The sequence below is a fragment of the Streptomyces sp. NPDC002994 genome, assembly GCF_040611155.1.
Taxonomy (GTDB): Bacteria; Actinomycetota; Actinomycetes; order Streptomycetales; family Streptomycetaceae; genus Streptomyces.
Window position 1 is genome coordinate 261,945 of record NZ_JBEXNQ010000002.1, and the last position, 18,609, is coordinate 280,553.

General features: G+C 71.8%; 16 protein-coding genes and 2 pseudogenes. 11 read left to right on the plus strand and 7 right to left on the minus strand.

The window, feature by feature from the left end:
- The first annotated feature begins 132 nt into the window (after positions 1-132).
- Both ABZX79_RS03200 and ABZX79_RS03205 read left to right on the plus strand, forming a co-directional pair.
- Complete coding sequence (locus ABZX79_RS03200; RefSeq protein WP_355250693.1) at positions 133-744, plus strand: hypothetical protein; 612 nt, start codon at positions 133-135, stop codon at positions 742-744.
- Positions 745-816: 72 nt separating this feature from the next.
- Positions 817-1,560 carry a 3-keto-5-aminohexanoate cleavage protein gene (locus ABZX79_RS03205; RefSeq protein ID WP_355250696.1) on the plus strand — a complete coding sequence of 248 codons (744 nt, stop codon included), beginning with the start codon at positions 817-819 and terminating at the stop codon, positions 1,558-1,560.
- A 23-nt stretch (positions 1,561-1,583) separates the two neighbouring features.
- Here the strand turns inward: ABZX79_RS03205 and soxR are convergent, their stop codons facing one another.
- Positions 1,584-2,075, minus strand: a complete 492-nt coding sequence (gene soxR, locus ABZX79_RS03210; RefSeq protein WP_355250699.1) for a redox-sensitive transcriptional activator SoxR — start codon at positions 2,073-2,075, stop codon at positions 1,584-1,586.
- Positions 2,076-2,201: 126 nt separating this feature from the next.
- On the opposite strand from soxR, the gene ABZX79_RS03215 reads away from it, so the two are divergent.
- The gene (locus tag ABZX79_RS03215) at positions 2,202-2,663 is read left to right on the plus strand and encodes a MaoC family dehydratase (RefSeq protein ID WP_355250702.1); all 462 of its coding nucleotides are present in this window, start codon (positions 2,202-2,204) and stop codon (positions 2,661-2,663) included.
- A 35-nt stretch (positions 2,664-2,698) separates the two neighbouring features.
- On the opposite strand, the gene ABZX79_RS03220 is transcribed toward ABZX79_RS03215, so the two are convergent.
- The 4 genes and pseudogenes from ABZX79_RS03220 to ABZX79_RS03235 form a co-directional block, all read right to left on the minus strand.
- Complete coding sequence (locus ABZX79_RS03220) at positions 2,699-3,343, minus strand: TetR/AcrR family transcriptional regulator (RefSeq protein WP_355250705.1); 645 nt, start codon at positions 3,341-3,343, stop codon at positions 2,699-2,701.
- 57 nt (positions 3,344-3,400) lie between these two features.
- Positions 3,401-3,688, minus strand: coding sequence for a YiaA/YiaB family inner membrane protein (locus ABZX79_RS03225; RefSeq protein ID WP_214903999.1), 288 nt, complete (start codon positions 3,686-3,688; stop codon positions 3,401-3,403).
- A 125-nt stretch (positions 3,689-3,813) separates the two neighbouring features.
- Positions 3,814-3,963, minus strand: a pseudogene (locus ABZX79_RS03230) (D-2-hydroxyacid dehydrogenase family protein); the annotation flags it as partial.
- Positions 3,964-3,989: 26 nt separating this feature from the next.
- Positions 3,990-5,141, minus strand: a complete 1,152-nt coding sequence (locus ABZX79_RS03235; protein ID WP_355250709.1) for an acyl-CoA dehydrogenase family protein — start codon at positions 5,139-5,141, stop codon at positions 3,990-3,992.
- Positions 5,142-5,224: 83 nt separating this feature from the next.
- Here ABZX79_RS03235 and ABZX79_RS03240 point away from each other — a divergent pair, with 83 nt between their 5' ends.
- The 4 genes from ABZX79_RS03240 (at position 5,225) to ABZX79_RS03255 (ending at position 8,252) form a co-directional block, all read left to right on the plus strand.
- Positions 5,225-5,890: a TetR/AcrR family transcriptional regulator gene (locus tag ABZX79_RS03240; protein WP_355250712.1), complete on the plus strand. Its 666-nt coding sequence runs from the start codon at positions 5,225-5,227 to the stop codon at positions 5,888-5,890.
- A gap of 15 nt (positions 5,891-5,905) precedes the next feature.
- Entirely contained in the window at positions 5,906-6,628 is a 723-nt protein-coding gene (locus tag ABZX79_RS03245) for a winged helix-turn-helix domain-containing protein (RefSeq protein WP_355250715.1), read from the plus strand.
- A gap of 68 nt (positions 6,629-6,696) precedes the next feature.
- Complete coding sequence (locus tag ABZX79_RS03250) at positions 6,697-7,467, plus strand: hypothetical protein (RefSeq protein WP_355250718.1); 771 nt, start codon at positions 6,697-6,699, stop codon at positions 7,465-7,467.
- Positions 7,464-8,252, plus strand: a complete 789-nt coding sequence (locus tag ABZX79_RS03255; protein WP_355250721.1) for an isocitrate lyase/phosphoenolpyruvate mutase family protein — start codon at positions 7,464-7,466, stop codon at positions 8,250-8,252. The genes ABZX79_RS03250 and ABZX79_RS03255 overlap by 4 nt, the downstream gene beginning before the upstream one ends.
- Before the next feature lie 62 nt (positions 8,253-8,314).
- On the opposite strand, the gene ABZX79_RS03260 is transcribed toward ABZX79_RS03255, so the two are convergent.
- Positions 8,315-11,566, minus strand: a complete 3,252-nt coding sequence (locus ABZX79_RS03260; protein ID WP_355250724.1) for a BTAD domain-containing putative transcriptional regulator — start codon at positions 11,564-11,566, stop codon at positions 8,315-8,317.
- Between the two features lie 143 nt (positions 11,567-11,709).
- On the opposite strand from ABZX79_RS03260, the gene ABZX79_RS03265 reads away from it, so the two are divergent.
- From ABZX79_RS03265 to helR, 4 genes and pseudogenes are all read left to right on the plus strand, one after another.
- Positions 11,710-12,744 (plus strand): NADP-dependent oxidoreductase, encoded by a 1,035-nt coding sequence (locus ABZX79_RS03265; RefSeq protein WP_355250727.1) that lies wholly within the window; start codon positions 11,710-11,712, stop codon positions 12,742-12,744.
- On the plus strand, positions 12,741-13,313 hold the full coding sequence (locus ABZX79_RS03270) for an NAD(P)H oxidoreductase (protein ID WP_355250730.1): 573 nt from the start codon (positions 12,741-12,743) through the stop codon (positions 13,311-13,313). The genes ABZX79_RS03265 and ABZX79_RS03270 overlap by 4 nt, the downstream gene beginning before the upstream one ends.
- 398 nt (positions 13,314-13,711) lie before the next feature.
- Positions 13,712-14,924 (plus strand): annotated as a pseudogene (locus ABZX79_RS03275) (glycosyltransferase).
- Between the two features lie 86 nt (positions 14,925-15,010).
- Positions 15,011-17,176 (plus strand): RNA polymerase recycling motor ATPase HelR, encoded by a 2,166-nt coding sequence (gene helR, locus ABZX79_RS03280; RefSeq protein ID WP_355250733.1) that lies wholly within the window; start codon positions 15,011-15,013, stop codon positions 17,174-17,176.
- 68 nt (positions 17,177-17,244) lie between these two features.
- On the opposite strand, the gene ABZX79_RS03285 is transcribed toward helR, so the two are convergent.
- A complete protein-coding gene (locus ABZX79_RS03285) occupies positions 17,245-18,588 on the minus strand; it encodes an MFS transporter (protein WP_355250736.1) in 1,344 nt (447 codons plus the stop codon).
- Positions 18,589-18,609: the final 21 nt, after the last annotated feature.

An 18,609-nucleotide genomic window follows, 5' to 3' on the forward strand; every position in this document is an offset into this window, starting at 1 on the left:
GGAAAGTGAGCATGCGTCACCTTTTCGAAATCGCCACTGATGACGTCCATTCGATTTTCGATGGAGCCGAACGGGGCACCCGTACGTCCACTCTGTGACGCCGAAGTACCAGCGACGGAGGTGGCAATTACGATGGCCGGTTTCCGAAGTCTTGCGAGACAGGTGCGCGACCCGCGGTGTGACCTGGCACTGCGGCGGTATTCACTGCGCAAATGCCTTGAGCGGTTTGCCCCTTATGGGCACCGGGCGACCTGGGATCATCTGTGCTCACGGCACATGATCGAACCAGAGGACAGGGCGCCCGATCCGGCGCGGCTGGTGGCCGCGCTCGACGAGTTGGAAGAGGCGCGGGCCGTCTGGCTCGCGTACGAAGTGGAGTTCGCCCAGCGCCGCAAGCGCGAGAAGCACGACGGGCTGCGGCGCCCCGGCTCCTTCGACGACTGGCACCGCCGCACCTGGGGAGGGTGCGGAGTGGCCTGGTGCGACGATCCCGCTGTCCATCCGGTGGCGCCACTCGGCGGCGTACTGCGCCGGCTGATAACCGCCCTGGAATCCGAGCCCGGGGCGAACTGCCCGGTGTGCGCGGAGAGCAGGATCGTCTGGAAGCAGGAGCTGGCGCATGAGCCGTGGTTCGGCCCGGTCTGTACGGGCTGCGGCATTCTGGTGCCGCAGCCGGTTCTGACACCCGAGGCACTGGCGGAGTCCAAGAAGGCACGGCGCAGGGAACTGGCGTCGGTGGCGTGAGCGCGCGGGGGCGCGGCGCTCCTTCGCTGCCGTGCCTCCGCGTTGTCAGTGGTGGCTGGCACCATCGACTGCATGACTCGGCTTCAGGATCAGGTTCCGGTCCAGGTTCGGGTTCAGGTCTGCCTGAACGGCCCGCGCGGTGCCGGTGACGGTGCTGCCGTGCCGGTGTCGCCCGGTGCGATGGCCGAGGCCGCTGCGGCCGCTGTCGCCGCCGGGGCCTGTGATGTGCATGTGCATCCCAAGTCTCCTTGCGGACAGGACACGTTGTCGCCCCGCGCGGTGGCGGCGACGCTCACGGCGATACGGGCCGCGCTTGTGGCTCGCGTGCCGGTCGGGGTGACCACGGGCGCCTGGGCGGAGCCCGATCCCCGGCGCCGGGTGGAGTACGTGCGCTCCTGGACGGTGCTGCCCGATCACGCTTCCGTGAACTGGCACGAGCCGGGCGCGGAAGAGCTCGCGGCCGCCCTGATGGAGCGGGGCGTCGGCGTGGAGGCGGGCCTCTGGTCGGGCACCGACGGCGTACGCCGCTTCCTCGGCTCGCCGCTCGCGCCCCGGGTCCTGCGCGTGCTCGCCGAGGTGACGGACACCGACCCCGCCACGGCGGAGGGGTCGGCCCGCGTACTCCTGGCCGAGCTGGGCGATGCGCGGGGCAGGCCCGTACTCCTGCATGGCGAGGACGGCGGCGCCTGGCCGGTGCTGCGGCTGGCCCGCCGGCTCGGCCTGGCGACCAGGGCCGGCCTGGAGGACACCCTGCTGCTTCCGGACGGCCGGCCGGCGACTTCGAACGCCGAACTGGTGCGCGAGGCCCTGCTGTAGCGGCCTGCCCGGTACGGGACGGCTCAGGCGCTTCGCTGCTTCTTGCGTTCCTGTGGGCTCCGGCCTTCCGGAAGCAGCCGGGAACCGGTCAGGCGGTCGCCGAAGACGTCGTCGGGGTTCGACAGCACGCAGGTCTCCAGCGACAGGCAGCCGCAGCCGATGCAGTCGGTGAGGTGGTCGCGGAGGCGGCCGAGCTGTTTGATGCGCTCGTCCAGCTCCGAGCGCCACGCCTCGGAAAGCCGCGCCCAGTCCTCGTGGTTGGGCGTGCGCTCCTCGGGCAGTTCGGCCAGCGCGTTCCTGATCGTGGCGAGCGGAATGCCGACGCGCTGCGCCGCGCGGACGAAGGCGACGCGGCGCAGCGCGTCACGGCTGTAGCGTCGCTGGTTGCCCGTGGTCCTGCGGCTGCTGATGAGGCCCTTGGACTCGTAGAAGTGAAGGGCGGACACGGCGGCGCCGCTGCGCGCGGACAGCTGGCCGACCGTGAGCTCGTGGATCTTCTCTGGTATCTGCGGCACCCCTCGAACCCTACTGGTCCTGCGTCGACAGCTTCCGTTGACAGAACACAGCAGTGGAACCATGCTGAGCAAGCGCTTAGACATGAGCTTCCAGAATGTAGCCGCACGAGAGGCAGGGGCCGGGACATGGCAGAGCCGAGGATCTTCACTTCCGCCGAGGAGCTGCGCGCCGGGGTCGGCGAGCAGTTGGGGCACAGCGAGTGGCTGGACGTCGACCAGAAGCGGATCGACCTGTTCGCCGAGGCGACCGGCGACCACCAGTGGATCCATGTGGACCCGGAGAAGGCCGCGGCGGGCCCCTTCAAGACGACCATCGCGCACGGTTATCTGACGCTGTCGCTGCTGCCGGCGCTCGTTCCGCAGATCCTCCGGGTCGAGGGCATGAAGATGGGCATCAACTACGGCGCCAACAAGGTGCGCTTCCCGTCCCCCGTGCCGGTCGGCTCGCGGCTGCGGGCGACGGCGGTGCTCAAGGAGGTCACGGAGGCGGGCGGCGGCGTGCAGGTGACGGCCGTCGTCACGGTGGAGCGCGAGGGCGGCGACAAGCCGGCGTGCGTGGCGGAGTCGGTGTCCCGCTACTACTTCTGAGCCGCCCGCGCGACTGCTCCGCGACTACTCCGTGACTACTTCTGGGCGGTGACCATCCTCAGCACGAGGTCGGCGTACAACTCGCCGACCTCGTCGGGTGTCCTGCGCCCCTGGGCGTTGAACCAGCGCGCCACGTCGATGCACAGCGACAGCACGGCGAGGGTGGTGCCGGGGACGTCCGGGACGTCGAACTCCCCCGCCTTCACACCGTCGTTCAGGATGTGGCGTACGGCGGCGTCGGTGCGCCTGCGCAGCTCCACGATCTCGGTGCGGTGCTCGTCGCTGAGCGCGTCGAGTTCGTACTGGACGACGCGCGCGGTGGTGTGCCGTTCCGCGTGCCAGCGGACGAAGGAGCGTACGGCAAGGTCGAGCCGCTCGGCGGCCGTGCCCGGCCCTTCCGCCGCGGCCAGCAGAATCTGCAGGGCCCTGTCGTGCCCGACGCGGCTGATCCGGTGGAGCAGCTCTTCCTTCGTCTTGTAGTGGATGTAGAGCGCCGCCGGGCTCATGCCCGCGCGTCCCGCGATGTCGCGGGTCGTGGTCGCGTGATAGCCCCGCTCGGCGAACGCCTCGACGGCGGCGACCAGCAGCTTCCTGGCCGCCTCGGGGGTGACCTCGCTCCACGGCTTGTCCGTGTCGTCGTGGTTGTCGCGTGGCTCGGCCATCTCGTCCGCCGTACTCATGGCTCGCCCCTTCCGTCCAGCAGGAACGAACACCATACCCCGAAGGTGAGCAAGCGCTTAGAGCTTCTGGAACGGGTCGTGCTCGGCGAGCAGCTTCTCCAGGCGGGCCTGGTCGACGCGGCTCACGATCTGCCCGGCCTCCTGCCGGTCCCTGATCACCTTGGCGAGAGTGAACGCGGAGGTCACCAGGTACAGGACGCCGATGCCGAGGAAGGCACGCACCCAGGCGTCGGCGTCCATGTAGAGGATGCCGAGGGTTACCGCTCCCAGGGCTGTGACGAAGGCGGCGACCGCCTGTCCGTAGTACGCCGTCGTGTTCTGCTGCTTTACCGGTGTGTCGCTCATGTCCGACAGCATGGGCGAATGCGACGCGGCTCACATCCGCTCACGTACTCACCTCACGTACTCAGATGTCAGGCGCGCAGATGTCAGGCGCTCAGATTCTCCCGTACCACCTGCCGGGCCAGCCCGAGGATGAGCCCCAGGCGGGGCAACCGGGCGAACAACTGGCCGCTGAACGGCGTGCGTTCCCTCATCACGACGGCGATCTCGCGGGACCAGTCGGCGGTGGACAGCGCGACGTCCTGATAGTCGTCGAGTACGGCACAGCGCGGCTTCATCGTCACCCTCTGATTGTCCCCGCCGCTCAGAACGCGGAGACTCCTGTCAGTGCCCGGCCTATGACGAGCTTCTGGATCTGGCTGGTGCCTTCGTACAGTGTCATCACGCGGGCGTCGCGCAGCAGCTTGCCGGCCGGGTACTCGTCGATGTAGCCGTAGCCGCCGAAGACCTGGAGCGCGTTGTTCGCGGCGCGTACGGCGGCCTCGGAGGCGAAGAGCTTCGCCGTGGAGGCCTCGGTGACGAACGGCCGGCCACGGTCGATGAGATCGGCGACGCGCCAGGTCAGCAGGCGGGCGGCGTCCACGTCGACCGCGATGTCGGTGATCAGTTCCTGTACGAGCTGGTGGTGGGCGATGGTCCTGCCGAACTGCTCGCGCTCGGTCGCGTACTTCACCGCCGCGTCCAGGGCGGCCTGGGCGATGCCCACACAGCCCGCCGCGACCGACATGCGGCCCTTCGCGAGAGCCGACATGGCGACCGAGAACCCCTTGCCTTCCGGCGCCATCATCGCGGAGGCGGGGACCCGTACATCCTCCAGGAACAGCTCGGCGGTGGCCTGGCCGCGCAGGCCCAGCTTGCCGTGGATTTCGCGGCGGGTGAGGCCGGGGGTATCGGTGGGCACCAGAAAGGCCGAGACGCCCTTGTGGCCGGGCGCGTCCGTGGAACGGGCGAAGAGCAGCACGACATCAGCCCAGGTCCCGTTGGTGATGAACATCTTGGAGCCGTTGATGACGTACTCGTCGCCGTCGCGCACCGCGCGGGTGGTGAGGTTGCCGGCGTCGGAGCCCGTGCCGGGCTCGGTGAGGCCGAAGCAGCCGACCAGCTCGCCCGACGTGAGGCCGGGCAGCCACTGCCGTTTCTGCTCCTCGGTGCCCCAGTGCGCGAGGGTCTTGGCGACGAGGCCGAGCGATACGGACACGATGCCGCGCACCGAGGAGTCGCCGCGGCCGAGTTCCTCGGTGACGAGGCAGTACGCGAGGTGGTCACCGCCGGAGCCGCCGTACTCCTCGGGGATCGTCAGGCCGAGGAACCCGAGCGCGCCGAGCTTCTTCACGATGGCCCGATCGACGCTCTCGGCGCGGTCCCACTCGACGACGTGCGGGGTGACCTCGCGGTCGGTGAAGTCCTTGGCGAGCCGCCGCACCGCGGTCTGCTCCTCGCTGAGCTCCAGATTCATCCCGGCACCCCACTTCTGGTCAGCTTTGATCAGCGTTAAATTAGCACTGCTAGTTTCTTGCCGCACGGCCTACTATGTGCCGCATGGCCCGACCGCGCAAGCCCCTCCTCAGCCGTGACCGCATCGTCGGGGCGGCGAGTGCGCTCGTGGACGCGGAAGGCCTCGACGCGGTGTCGACGCGGAGGCTCGCGGCCGAGCTCGGGGTCAGCGGGCCGTCCCTCTACAACCACTTCCACAACAAGGACGAGATCCTCGACGCGGTCGCCGACGGGGTGAGCGCCAAGGTCGACCTGTCGATGTTCGACCCGGCGGACGGCCGCGACTGGCGGACCGCTCTGCACGATTACGCCGTCTCCTACCGTGCGGCGCTCACGGAGCACCCCAACATCGTTCCGGTACTGGCGCGCGGGCCGGGGCGCAGGCCGGCCGGCCTGCGGGTCGCCGACGCGGTGTTCGGTGCGATGGTCAGGGCGGGGTGGCCGCCGGCCCAGGCGACGTACATCGGCGCGCTGATGCGGTACTTCATCACCGGGTCGGCGCTCGGCTCGTTCGCGAGCGGCTTCGTCGACGACGAGACGGCGTACGATCCGGCGGACTATCCGCACCTCGGCCAGGCCCATCTGCTCGCGGAGCGGCGGCAGAAGGTCGACGAGGGCGCCTTCGAGACGGGGCTGCGGGCGCTGATCGACGGTTTGGCGCTCCAGTACGAGCAGTGGGGGGCGGTTCGGCGTACGCCGAACGATCCCTGACGCATCCTGGAACGCATGGCGCAAGACAACTCCCACCACTCCTCCCCCGCGAGGCGCCTGGCGTCACTCGCCGCACTCCTCGCCGACGAGACCCGGGCCTCGTTCTGTCTGGCGCTGCTCGACGGGCGGGCCTGGACGGCCGGCGAACTGGCGCGCCACGCGGGGGTGGCCGCTTCGACCGCGAGCGAGCACCTCGGCAAGCTGGTCGCCGGGGGGCTGCTCGCGGAGGAGCGGCAGGGCAGGCACCGGTACGTCCGGCTGGCCGACGCGAGCACGGCGCACCTCGTCGAGGACCTCGCCGCACAGGTGGCGCCCGTGTCACCCCCGGAGCCTCCCCGTTCGCTGCGGGCGGCGAGTGCGAGCAGCGCGATGGCGCGTGGCCGCACGTGTTACGACCACCTCGCCGGGCGGATCGGCATCGTGATCGCGGACGCGATGACGGCACGTGGCCTGCTGCGGCAGGACACCGGCTTCGCGCTCACGGAGGAGGGGCTGGGCTGGTTCGGCGCGCTGGGCATCGGCCTGGAACGCACGGGCCGGCGGCCGCTCGTACGCTCCTGCCTCGACTGGACCGAGCGCCGCCCGCATCTGGCGGGGGTGGCGGGGGCGGCGCTGTGCCGTCATGCGCTGGATGCGGGATGGTGCGTACGGATCGGCTCGGAGCGGGCGGTGAAGGTCACGGAGCCCGGGGAACGGGCGCTGCGCGAGGCACTGGGCATCGAGCCCGGGACGCTGTAACCGGGCGCCGCCCGGCCTCCCGCATCCTTCGGCGGTGGCCGAACCGTCGCGGCGGTACGTTCAGCGGCATGACAACGCCCACTCCCGACGCCCGCACCGTGCTCAGCGACCCGCACTTCCTCGTACCGGAAGCGCCCGCCGGCGGCGTACCCGAAACCATGCGATGGCTGCGCGGCGCCGTGGCCCGCTTCAGCAACGGCGCGGTGCACGCACGGCACCGCGCCCTGGCCGAGGGCGAGTTAGGACGCCTCGACCCCAACCGGCTGCGGGAGTCGGCCAGGGTTCTGACCCGTCAGGCCGCATCACCCGACGCGGCGCCCTACATCCCGGTAGCCGTCCTCGGCACCGCACTCGGCGCCCACGCGGACGTCGTCCCCGCGACCCGCGCGGTCGCGGCGGCGTACCGGCCGGGCGCGGCGCCGGAGGTGATGGCGCGCGCGGACGAGGGCGTACGCACCCTGGTCGGCCTGCTGCCGGACGACGAGCCGGAGCGCGTAGCGAACCGGATCGGGCTGCTCGTGCAGACCTGCGACGCCACGGCCGCGCTGATCGCCAACGCCCTCGAAGCCGGGGCTGGACGTCAATCCCCGCGCTCCACCGACGAGTTGGTGGCCGACACCCTCCGCCTGGCCCCACCCGTCCGCGCCACGCAGCGCGTCACCGCCGCAGGGGCGGCGCTGCACGGCCGGCCCGTGCCCGAGGGCACCGACGTACCCCTGGACCTGGCGTCCGCCGACGCGCCCTTCGGCCACGGCATCCGCCCGTGCCCCGGATCCCGGCACGCCCTGGCGCTGGCCTGCGGCGTGCTCGACGTACTACTGGAGGAGACGAACTCATGAGCCGTTACGACGAATTCCGCGCCCTGCACCACCGCCCCGGCACGCCGCTCGTCCTCCCCAACGCCTGGGACCACGCCTCTGCCGCCGCCCTCGCCGAGGCCGGTTTCGCCGCCATCGGGACGACCAGCCTCGGCGTCGCGTCGGCCGCCGGCAAACCGGACGCGACCGGCACCGCACGCGAGGAGACGCTCCACCTCGGACGCGGGCTCGCGCGGCTGCCGGTCCCGGTCACCGTGGACATCGAGGGCGGATTCAGCGCCGACCCGGCCGAGATCGCCGCGCTGGCCGCCGATCTCGTACGGGCGGGGGTGGCGGGGGTGAACATCGAGGACGGCCGCCCGGACGGCACGCTCGCACCGCTGACGCACCAGCGCGAGGTGATCCGTGCGGTGAAGGAAGCCGCGCCGGATCTGTTCGTCAACGCGCGCACGGATACGCACTGGCTGCCGGGCCACGCGGACGAGACGGCGCACCGGCTGTCCGCCTACCAGGAGGCGGGCGCGGACGGCCTGTTCGTACCGGGGCTGCACGACGAGTCCGTCATCACCGCCCTGACGGCCGAGTACGAGGCGCCGCTCAACATCCTGTACGCACCGGGTCGGTTGACGGTCGCACGGCTGGCAGCGCTGGGGGTGGCCAGGGTCAGCACCGGGTCGCTGCTGTTCCGGGCGGCTGTTCGGCACGCGGTGGATGTGGCGGGGGCGGTGGCCCGGGGCGAGGCGGACCCGGCGGGCGTGCCGGCGTACGCGGTGGCGGACGGCTGGTCGGCCGCCTACGGGAGGTAGGCGGGGGGGGCGGGGGCGGGGGGTGCGAGTGCGGGTGCCTGCGGCGCTGTTTCCCCGCAGGGTCAGGCGTGCGCTTCCGGGGGCAGGTTCCAGCCCCGGGCCAGCGCCTCCTCGAACGCCGGCTCACCCAGCGCCGCCCTCGCCAGCGCCGCCGCCCGGTCCACGTCGCCGCGTTCGGCCGGCGGCAGGCTCGCGTCCACCGAGGCGCGCAGCGCGCCGGCCGTGCCCAGGAGTTCCGCGGCGGGGGTCGCCGCGCCAGCCGCCGCACGGGCGCCGGCCAGGCCTTCCAGGGCCAGGGCCACCGCCCGGGGATCCGCGGTTCTGCGGGCCGCCGCGAGGCCCTCCAGGTGGAGTGCCAACGCGCGCTCCGCGTCCCCGCGCAGTTCGGCGACGTAACCCAGTTGCGCGAGGATCAGCGCGGCGCCGGAGTCGACGCCGAGGCGGCGGTTCCACTCCAGCCAGGGGCGCAGGTACTTCTCGGCGGCGTCGAGCTCGCCCCGGCGGCGGGCACCGAGGGCGAGGCCGGTCTCGGCGAACTGTTCGGCGGGGCGGTGCGCCTGCTCCGCCGCGAGCCGCGCGGCCCGCTCGTGGTAGTCGGTGGCGCCGGCGTCGTCGCCGGTCAGCAGCGCGACGCGGCCGAGACGGGCCAGCCGGAAGGACACATCGGTCCACAGCTCCAGTTCCTGCGCGCTGCGTACGCCTTCCTGGTGCAGGCGGGCCGCCTCCTCGTACGATCCGGCGATCTCCGCCAGTACGCCCAGGTGTTCCGATGAGCGCAACTGACCCCAGCGGTCGCCCAGTTCTCCGAACAGCGCCGCGCTCTCCCGGGCGCTGGCCCGCAGCTCGGGCAGGTCGCCCCGGTAGCCGGCCCTGGTCGCGCGGGCGTTCAGTACCGCCGCCACGCCCCAACGGTCGTCGGCTGCCATGAACTCGGTGAGCATCACGCCGAGTTGGCCGTCCCGAACGTCCAAGCCCTCGAAGCCGCACCGTGCGTACTCCAGCAGCAAGCGGGCGCGCGGATCCGCCGCGTCGAATGTCTCGCCCAGCAGCGAACCGTCCCCGGTCAGCAGGGCGAAGGCCGCGCGTCTCGCCCCGGCGCCGGCGCGCGCCCGCGCCGGTCCGCCCGCGCAGCCCAGCGCGAGATCCAGCGCCCGGCACGCCTCACCGAGGCGCCCGCGCAGGAACCAGTACCAGGACATCGCGTTGACGAGCCGCAGCGCGAGCGTCGCGTCGCGCTGCTCCACGGCGGTGTCCAGAGCGGCGCGCACGTTGGCGGCTTCGCTGTCGATTCTGCGCAGCCAGCGGCGCTGGTCGGCGCCGTAGAGGCGGGGCTCGGCCCGTTCCAGCAGGTCGGCGCAGTGGGCGGCGTGGCGAAGCCGTACCGGCAGGGACTCGTCCGCCTCCTCAAGGCGCTCCCTTCCGTACGCCGTCACGGATTCGAGCATTCGGTAGCGGGCGTCGTAGGCGTCCTCGGCCGGGACCACCAGCGAGCGGTCCACGAGGCGCGTGACGACGTCGAGGATGTCGTCGGTACGTACGTCCCGCGCCGCGCAGACCGCTTCGGCCGCGTCGAGTCCGAACCCGGCCCGGAACACGGACAGCCGGCGCAGGACGCTCCGCTCGGGGGCGGTCAGCAGCTCCCAGCTCCAGTCGATCACCGCGCGCAGCGTGCGCTGGCGCGCGGGGGCGTCGCGGCGTACCTGGTTCAGGAGCCGGAAGCGGTCGTGCAGGCGGTCCGCGAGCGTGTGGACACCCAGGGCGCGTACGCGGGTGGCGGCGAGTTCCAGGGCGAGCGGGATGCCGTCGAGGCGGCGGCAGATGAGGGTGACGGCTTCGGTGTTGCCGTCGTCCAGTGCGAAGCCGGGCGCGGCCGCCGCCGCCCGGGCCGCGAAGAGCCGTACCGCGTCGGCCTCGGCCAGCGGCGCCACCGCGTCCAGGCTCTCGCCCGCGATGGCCAGCGGCTCCTGGCTGGTGGCGATGATGTGCAGGTGCGGGGCCCGGCGCAGGAGCTGCTCGGCGAGGGCGGCGACGGGCTCGACGACGTGCTCGCAGTTGTCCAGGACGAGCAGCAGCCGACGTGGTCCGATCGCTTCGGCGAGGCGTTCCGGCGTGGCGATGCCTCGCGTGGAAGCGGCCTCGGCGTCCGCGACCGCGTCGCGTGGGGTGTCGTCGCGTATGCCAAGGGCGGCCGCCACGCTCTCCACTACCGACGCCGTCTCGCCGCCCCGCACGCCCCCCGCGCCCCCCGCGCCCGCGAGTTCGACAAGCCACACGCCGTCCGCGAAGGCGTCCGCGAGCCGCGCCGCCGCCTCCAGCGCCAGGCGCGTCTTGCCCACCCCGCCGGGGCCGGTGAGCGTAACCAGCCGGGCCTCGCCGACCAGCGCGCACACCCGGCTGACCGCGTCGTCGCGCCCTACCAGTCCGGTCACCGGGGCGGGGAGGTTCGTACGCGGCGGCCGGGCGTCGTCGGAGGCGGAGGAGGAGGCAGCAGCAGCGACGGCCGACTCGGGAGCCAACGCCGGGTCCTGCTCCAGCATCGCCTGGTGGAGGGCGGTCAGTTCGGCGCCGGGGTCGAGGCCCAGCTCGTCGGCCAGCCGCTGCTTCAGGTCGCGGTAGGCGTCCAGCGCCTCCGTCGGGCGCCCGGCCCGGTAGAGGGCCCGGATGTGGACGGCCCGCAGGCGCTCCCGCAAGGGGTGGAGCGCCACGGGCCCCGCCAACTCGTCGGCCAGCACCCGGTGGTCGCCCAACTCCAGGCGCAGCTCGGCGAGCTCCTCCGCCACGGTCAGCCGCTGCTCCTCCAGCCGGGCCGCCTCCGCCCGTACGAATCCGGCGTCGCGGAAGTCGGCGTACGCCTCGTCCCCTCGCCACAGCGCCAGCGCGTCGGCGAGCAGCGACGCGGCCTTCGTACGCCCGTCACCGTCCGCGTCACCGTCCGCGGTGTCGCGGTCGTGGGCCCCGGCTCGCGCTCGGGCCGTCAGTGCGGCGAACCTGGCCGCGTCCACCGCCTCGTCCGCGACGCGCAGGGCGTATCCGGCCGGCCCGTACTCCACCAGCGCGCGGGCGCCGGGCTCGGCCTTCTCCAGGGTCCTGCGCAGCTGGGAGACCTTGGTCTGGAGGGTGTTGCGGGTGTTCCCGGGGCTGCCGGGCAGCGCGTCGTCACCCCAGAGGTCGTCGATCAGCCGGTCTACCGGAACGGGCCGCCCGTGGTGAACGAGCAGACAGGCCAGCAGCGCCCGGACCTTGGGTTCGGGCACGACCACGGGCGAGCCGTCGTCCGTCGTCACATTCAGCGGGCCCAGCACGTCGAATCGCATGGGGACCACGCTAATGCGCGCTGCGGAAAGGGTGTTGGGCGGCCGTGCGCGGCCGTGCGCGGTCCGTCAGTGGTCCGTGCGCGGCCCCCTCCAAGGTGGTCACATCAACCCGGCCGAAGCAGCAGGAAGAGGAACCACAGACCATGTCCGACACATTCACCGCCCCCGTATCCCGGGAGATCCGGCTCGCCTCCCGCCCCGTCGGCGCCCCCGTCCCCGAGGACTTCGCCCTCGTCACCACCCCCGTGCCGGAGCCCGCCGAGGGCCAGATCCTCGTCCGTAACACCTGGATGTCCGTCGACCCGTACATGCGCGGCCGGATGGACGACGCCCCCTCCTACATCCCGCCCTTCGCACTGGACACCGCGATGGACGGCAGCGCGATCGGCGAAGTGATCGCCTCCCGCGACGCTTCCGTCCCCGTCGGCTCGACCGTCTCGCACTTCCTGGGCTGGCGGGAGTACGCCGTCCTCGACGCCGCGGCGGCGACCGTGGTCGATCCGGGCCTGGCCCGTCCGCAGGACTACCTCGGCGCGCTGGGCACCACCGGCCTGACCGCGTACGCCGCGCTCACCCGCGTCGCTCCCGTCCGGGAGGGCGACGTGGTGTTCGTGTCCGCGGCGGCGGGGGCGGTCGGCAGTGTCGCCGGGCAGCTGGCGAGAAAGCTCGGCGCGTCCCGGGTGATCGGTTCGGCGGGCGGACCGGCCAAGACCAAGAAGCTGCTCGACGGCTTCGGTTACGACGCGGCCGTCGACTACCGCCAGGGCGCCGTCGCCGAGCAGCTCGCGCAGGCCGCCCCGGAGGGCATCGACGTCTATCTGGACAGCGTGGGCGGCGACCACCTCCAGGCCGCGATCGGTGCGATGCGCACCGGCGGCCGGATCGCGCTCGTCGGCGCGATCAGCGGTTACGACGCCACCGAACCGGCGCCGGGTCCCAACAACCTCTTCCAGGCCGCCGCCCGGGAAGTCACCTTGCGCGGCATGCTCGTCAGCAGCTACTTCGAGCTCTTCCCCGAATGGATCGGCAAGGCGGCGGGCTGGCTCGCGGACGGTTCGCTGCACACCGAGGAAACGGTGACCGACGGCATCGAGCAGGCGCCGGCCGCGTTCCTCGGCATGATGCGCGGAGCGAACACCGGCAAGATGCTGGTCCGTCTCACGGGCGGTCAGCGATGAGCAAGCACGCATTGCTGGTAGTCACTCATCCCCGGCCCGACTCCCTCACCGCGCAGCTCGCGGAGCGGGCCCGCGTCCGCCTCGCCGAGGACGGGTACAGCGTCGACGTACTCGACCTGCACGCCGAGGACTTCGACCCGCGGATGATCCCGGCCGACGAGCCCGACTGGGCGGACCTGGACAAGGAGTACTCCCCCGAGGTACGGGCCCATATGCGGCGCGTCGAGGCGGCGGACACGATCGTCGTGGTCTTCCCGCTGTGGTGGTTCGGGCTGCCGGCCATTCTCAAGGGGTGGGTCGACCGGGTGTGGAACAACGGCTTCGCGTACGGGCGGCGCGTCCCCCGCCTGCGCGGCAAGCGGATGCTGTGGCTCGGGCTGGTCGCCTACGAGGAGGCGGAGTTCGCGGAGCTGGGGTGGCACGAGATGGTCGGCCGTCAGCTGCGCGTGGGAATCTCGGAGTACTGCGGCATCGAGGACGCGAAGGTGCACTTCGTGTACGACTCGCTGAAGGCGGGGGCAAACGCCCTGAAGGAGGTGGACGTGGCACTGGGCACGCTTCGGGTGTGACGGCGGGCGGGCGGGGGGCAGGGGTACGGGAGCCCGGGGCGGCCTTCGCGTCCCTCCCGACGCCTGCGTCACGGCGTTCGTGCAGAAGACCAACTACGAGGTGAAGATCAACGGCCCGTTCATGGAGACCGGCTGCTTCGAGCCGCCCTACGGCCACTGGGAACGGTGCGGGGCACGTGCGGCGAGAGAAGCAGGCCCGGGGTCCCCTCGGAATGCCGACCTTCACGCGGCGCGCCGCCGTATCGCGAGGAATTTCCACAGCAAACGACAAAGGGCAAGGAGATAACCACTCCTTGCCACTCTTAACTTATAGCGCACTGGGGGGCTTGCGGCAAGGCCCCGGTCGTGCCGCAGAATCACCGGCCTGAGCCAGAATCTGCGGAAGTGAGAGTCACTGCATGCGTGTGTTGTTGTCGACGTACGGGTCGCGCGGGGACGTCGAACCGCTGGTGGGGCTCGCGGTGCGGTTGCGGGCACTCGGCGTGGAGGTGCGGGTGTGCGCGCCGCCGGACAAGGAGTTCGCGGAGCTGCTGGCCGGTGTCGGCGTGGAGCTGGTGCCGTTCGGCCAGTCGGTGCGCGAGCTGGTGACCGGGGTGACGCCGCCGTCGGCGGCGGACGTGCCCCGGATCGCGGCCGAGTTGGTCGCCGAGCGGTTCGGCACGCTCGCCGCGGCCGCCGAGGGATGCGATGCGCTGTTGGCGACCGGCCTGATGCCGGCCGGCGCACGGTCGGTGGCCGAGAAGCTGGGCATCCACTTACGTGTACGCGTGCTTCCATCCGTTCGAACTCCCGTCGCGGAACTACCCGCCGCAGCAGCGGCCGGGCCGTCCGTTCCCACCGGGAGAGACCGACAACCGGGTGCTCTGGGACCTGGACGCCGAGAAGGTGAACGCGCTGTACGCCGCGCCGCTCAACACCCACCGGGCAGCGATCGGCCTGCCCCCGGTGGACAACGTCCGCGACCACGTCTTCACCGACCAGCCGTGGCTCGCGGCGGACCCGACCCTGGGCCCGTGGCAGGATGCGACGGACCTCGACGTGGTGCAGACCGGCGCGTGGATCCTGCCGGACGAACGCCCGCTGCCGGCCGAGTTGGTGGCGTTCCTGGACGCCGGTACACCACCGGTGTACGTGGGCTTCGGCAGCATGCCCATGCGCGCCGCGAAGGACGCCGCCCGGGTGGCCGTCGAGGCGGTCCGCGCGCAGGGCCGCCGCGCGGTCGTCTCCCGCGGCTGGGCGGACCTGGCCCTGAGCGACGACCAGGACGACTGCTTCGCCCTCGGTGAGGTCAACCAGCAGGCACTGTTCCGCCGGGTGGCCGCCGTCGTGCACCACGGCGGCGCGGGCACCACGACGACCGCGGCCCGGGCCGGCGCGCCCCAGGTGGTGGTGCCCCAGATGGTGGACCAGCCGTACTGGGCGGCCCGGGTGGCCGAGTTGGGCATCGGCGCGGCACACGACGGTCCGACTCCGGCCTTCGAGTCCCTGTCGGCCGCCCTCAGCACGGCCCTGACCCCCGAGACCCGCGCACGAGCAACCGCCGTGGCCGGATCGATCCGCACTGACGGGGCGACGGTGGCCGCGGAACTGCTGCTCGACGCGATCAGCTGAGAAGGGCCGCCCGTGCCCGCGTGAACCACCAGGCCTTGCTGCGCGCAATCAATGGTTGCAAGCGGCCTCATATCGGAGCTCATGACGTGAACCCTTCGACCACCAGCGCTTTTGACCTTCCCGGCCGCCTCTCCCCCAAGGCCGACCCGACGCTGATCGCCGGCGACGAGCAGCATTTCGCGGCCATCGCGGAGTGCCTTGAGCAGTCGATCGCCGAACTGACCGACCAACTCGATGCCGAGCGCAAGCGGCCCGGAGGCACCGGTCGGCAGGCGATGGACCGGGACATGGAGATCCACCGGCTGACCGCCCGCCTGCGCGCACTGCGTCGCTTCGGTCTGGACCTGTGCCTCGGACACATGGTCGGCGCGGACCATCCCGAGCCCGTGTACGTCGGACGACTTGGCCTTACGGACAGCACGGGCCGACGGCTGCTGCTCGACTGGCGCTCCCCCGCCGCCGAGCCGTTCTTCGGAGCCACCCACGCCAACCCGATGGGGCTGGCGAGCCGCCGCAGGTATCGCTGGACCCGCGGCCGGATCAGCGACTACTGGGACGAGGTGTTCACCTCCGAAGGGTTCGCCGGGCACGCCGCGCTCGACGACCAGTCCGCTTTCATCGCCAGCCTGGGCAGCAACCGGTCGCCCCGGATGCGAGACGTGCTCGGCACCATCCAGGCCGACCAGGACGCCATCATCCGCGCGGGATCGCGCGGCGCTCTCGTCGTCGACGGCGGTCCGGGTACGGGAAAGACCGTCGTCGCTCTGCACCGCTCCGCCTATCTCCTCTACTCCGACCCGCGCCTCGCACGCCGCCGGGGCGGCGTGCTGTTCGTCGGTCCGAGCCGGCCCTACCTGGGCTATGTCGCCGACGTACTCCCCAGCCTCGGAGAGGAGGGCGTGCAGACCTGCACCCTGCGGGACCTCGTCACCGAGGGAGCCGCGGCAGGGATCGAAGCCGACCCGGACGTGGCCCTCCTGAAGTCGTCCGCGAACCTGGTGAAGGCGATCGAGACGGCCGTCAGGTTCTACGAGGAGCCGCCCACCAAGGGGATGACGGTCACGACCCACTGGTCCGATATCTGGCTGAGCGCCGACGACTGGGCCGTGGCGTTTGAAGCGGCACCCGGTATTCCGCACAACGAGGCGCGCGACCAGATCTGGGAGGAGTTGCTCACGATCCTGGTGGACAAGCACGACGGCGACGTCTCGCCCGAGCTGCTCCGCACGTCGCTGGGGCAGGACAGGGAACTGCTCACGACCTTCGACCGCGCGTGGCCGCTGCTCGAAGCGGCCGACCTCGTCGCGGACCTGTGGTCGGTACCCGCCTACCTGCGGAAGTGCGCTCCCTGGCTCAGCCCCGACGACGTACGGAAGCTGCGGCGCGTGGACCCCCAGGCCTGGACCGTGTCCGACCTGCCGCTCCTGGACGCGGCACGGCAGCGGCTCGGCGACCCGGAGACGGCCCGCCGCAAGCGCCGGCACGAGGCCATCCTCGCCACCCAGCGCGAGCGCATGGCGCAGGTCGTCGACCACCTCATCGAGGCCGCGGCCGACTCCGGCGCCGACGGTGACGACGGCGAAGGCCTGGTGACGATGCTGCGCGGCGAGGACGCCCGGGTCAGCCTGGTCGACGAGTCCGAACTGCCCACCGCCGACCCGGATCTGCTCGCCGGCCCGTTCGCGCACATCGTCGTGGACGAGGCTCAGGAACTGACCGACGCACAGTGGCAGATGTTGCTGCTCCGGTGCCCGTCCCGGAGCTTCACCATCGTCGGGGACCGCGCCCAGGCCAGGCACGGGTTTACGGAGTCGTGGCAGGAACGTCTGGAGCGGATCGGGCTCGACCGGATCAGCCTGGCCTCCCTGAGCATCAACTACCGGACGCCGGAAGAAATCATGGCGGAGGCCGAGCCGGTCATCCGGGCCGTGCTCCCGGACGCCAACGTGCCGACCTCCATCCGCAGCGGCGGCGTCCCCGTCGTACACGGATCCGCTGCGGATCTGAACTCGGTCCTCGACACCTGGCTCGCCGCGAATGCCGAAGGGACCGCCTGCGTCATCGGAGATCCAACGTTCCGGACGACGTCCCGCGTCCGGTCGCTGACCCCGGAGCTGTCGAAGGGGCTGGAGTTCGACCTGGTCGTGCTCATCGACCCGGAGGCGTTCGGCGAGGGCATCGAAGGAGCGGTCGACCACTATGTCGCGATGACCCGGGCGACCCAGCGACTCGTCATCCTCACGAGCTGCTGACGCCGGCCGGGCGAACGCCCGTGCCTGCCCCGGCCCGACCGGGCCGGGGCAGGCGCAAACGCCCCGCCCTAGTCGGCTGCTGCGGCTGCTGCGGCCGCCCGGTTCGACAGGATCTTGATGGAGATCAGGGCGATCACCGCAAGCCCGATGATGTACGCCGACACCGCCATCGACGTACCGGTCGCCTCAAGAAGCAGCACCATCATGAACGGCGCCAGCCCACCTCCGAACACCGCCGCGATCTGGTACCCGAGCGACGCGCCCGTGTACCGCATCTCCGCCGTGAACAGCTCGGCGAACAGCGCCGCCTGCGGCCCGTACATGATGCTGAGGAAGCAGCTCGTCACGAACGTCCCGACCGCCAGCCACAGCAGCGACTTCGTGTCGATGAGCAGGAACATCGGCACCGCCCACACCAGCAGCCCCACCGCCCCCAGGGCGTAGATGCGCAGCCGGCCGATCCGGTCGGAGAGCGCCGCCGACGCGGGGATGAGAACCAGTTGGGTGAGGCTGACGCACAGCGAGACGGTGAGGACCGCGCTGCGCTCCATTTCCAGTTCGCGGGTCGCGTAGTCCAGGACCCCGGTGATGATGATGTAGAAGGTGGCGGTGTTGACCGCGAAGGAACCGCCGGCCAGGAAGACCGTGCCGAGGTGCTTCGTCAGGATCGTACGGAGCGGAGAGCGCGCCGCCCCCTTCTCCTGCTCGGCCAGCGCGCGCTCCGCCTCGCGGAACGCCGGAGTCTCCTCGACCCGCGTGTGGATGTACCAGGCGAGTACGAGCACCAGCACGCCGACGAAGAACGGCACCCGCCAGCCCCACGACGCGAACGCGCTCTCGCTGGTCGTGGCGCCCGCGATGAGGAAGACCGTGTTCGCGGTGACGACGCCGATGGGTACGCCGAGCTGCACCAGGCTGCCGTACAGCCCGCGCTTGCCCTCGGGGGCGTACTCGGTCGCCATCAGCATCGCGCCGCCCCACTGGGCGCCGACGGCGATGCCCTGGAGGACGCGGAGCAGGACGAGCAGGATCGGAGCGGCGATCCCGATGGTCGCGTACGTCGGCAGGAGACCGATGCCAGTGGTGGCTACGCCCATCAGTGTCAGGGCCAGGACCAGCATCGGCTTGCGGCCGTGCTTGTCGCCGAAGTGGCCGGCGATGACGCCGCCGACCGGGCGGGCGAGGAAGCCGACGGCGAAGGTGGCGAAGGCGGCGAGTACGCCGGCGGACGAGCTGCCGGAGGGGAAGTACAGGTCGCCGAGGACGAGAGCCGCGGCGATACCGAAGACGAAGTAGTCGTACCACTCGACGGCGGAGGCGAGGGCGGCGGCGGTCGCCACCTTGCGCCGGTTGCGATCGGTGGCCGGCGCGTCCGGCGTGGTGTCCTTGAGCGGGGAAGCTGCCGTGTCCATGCGGTGCACACTCCGGTGGGT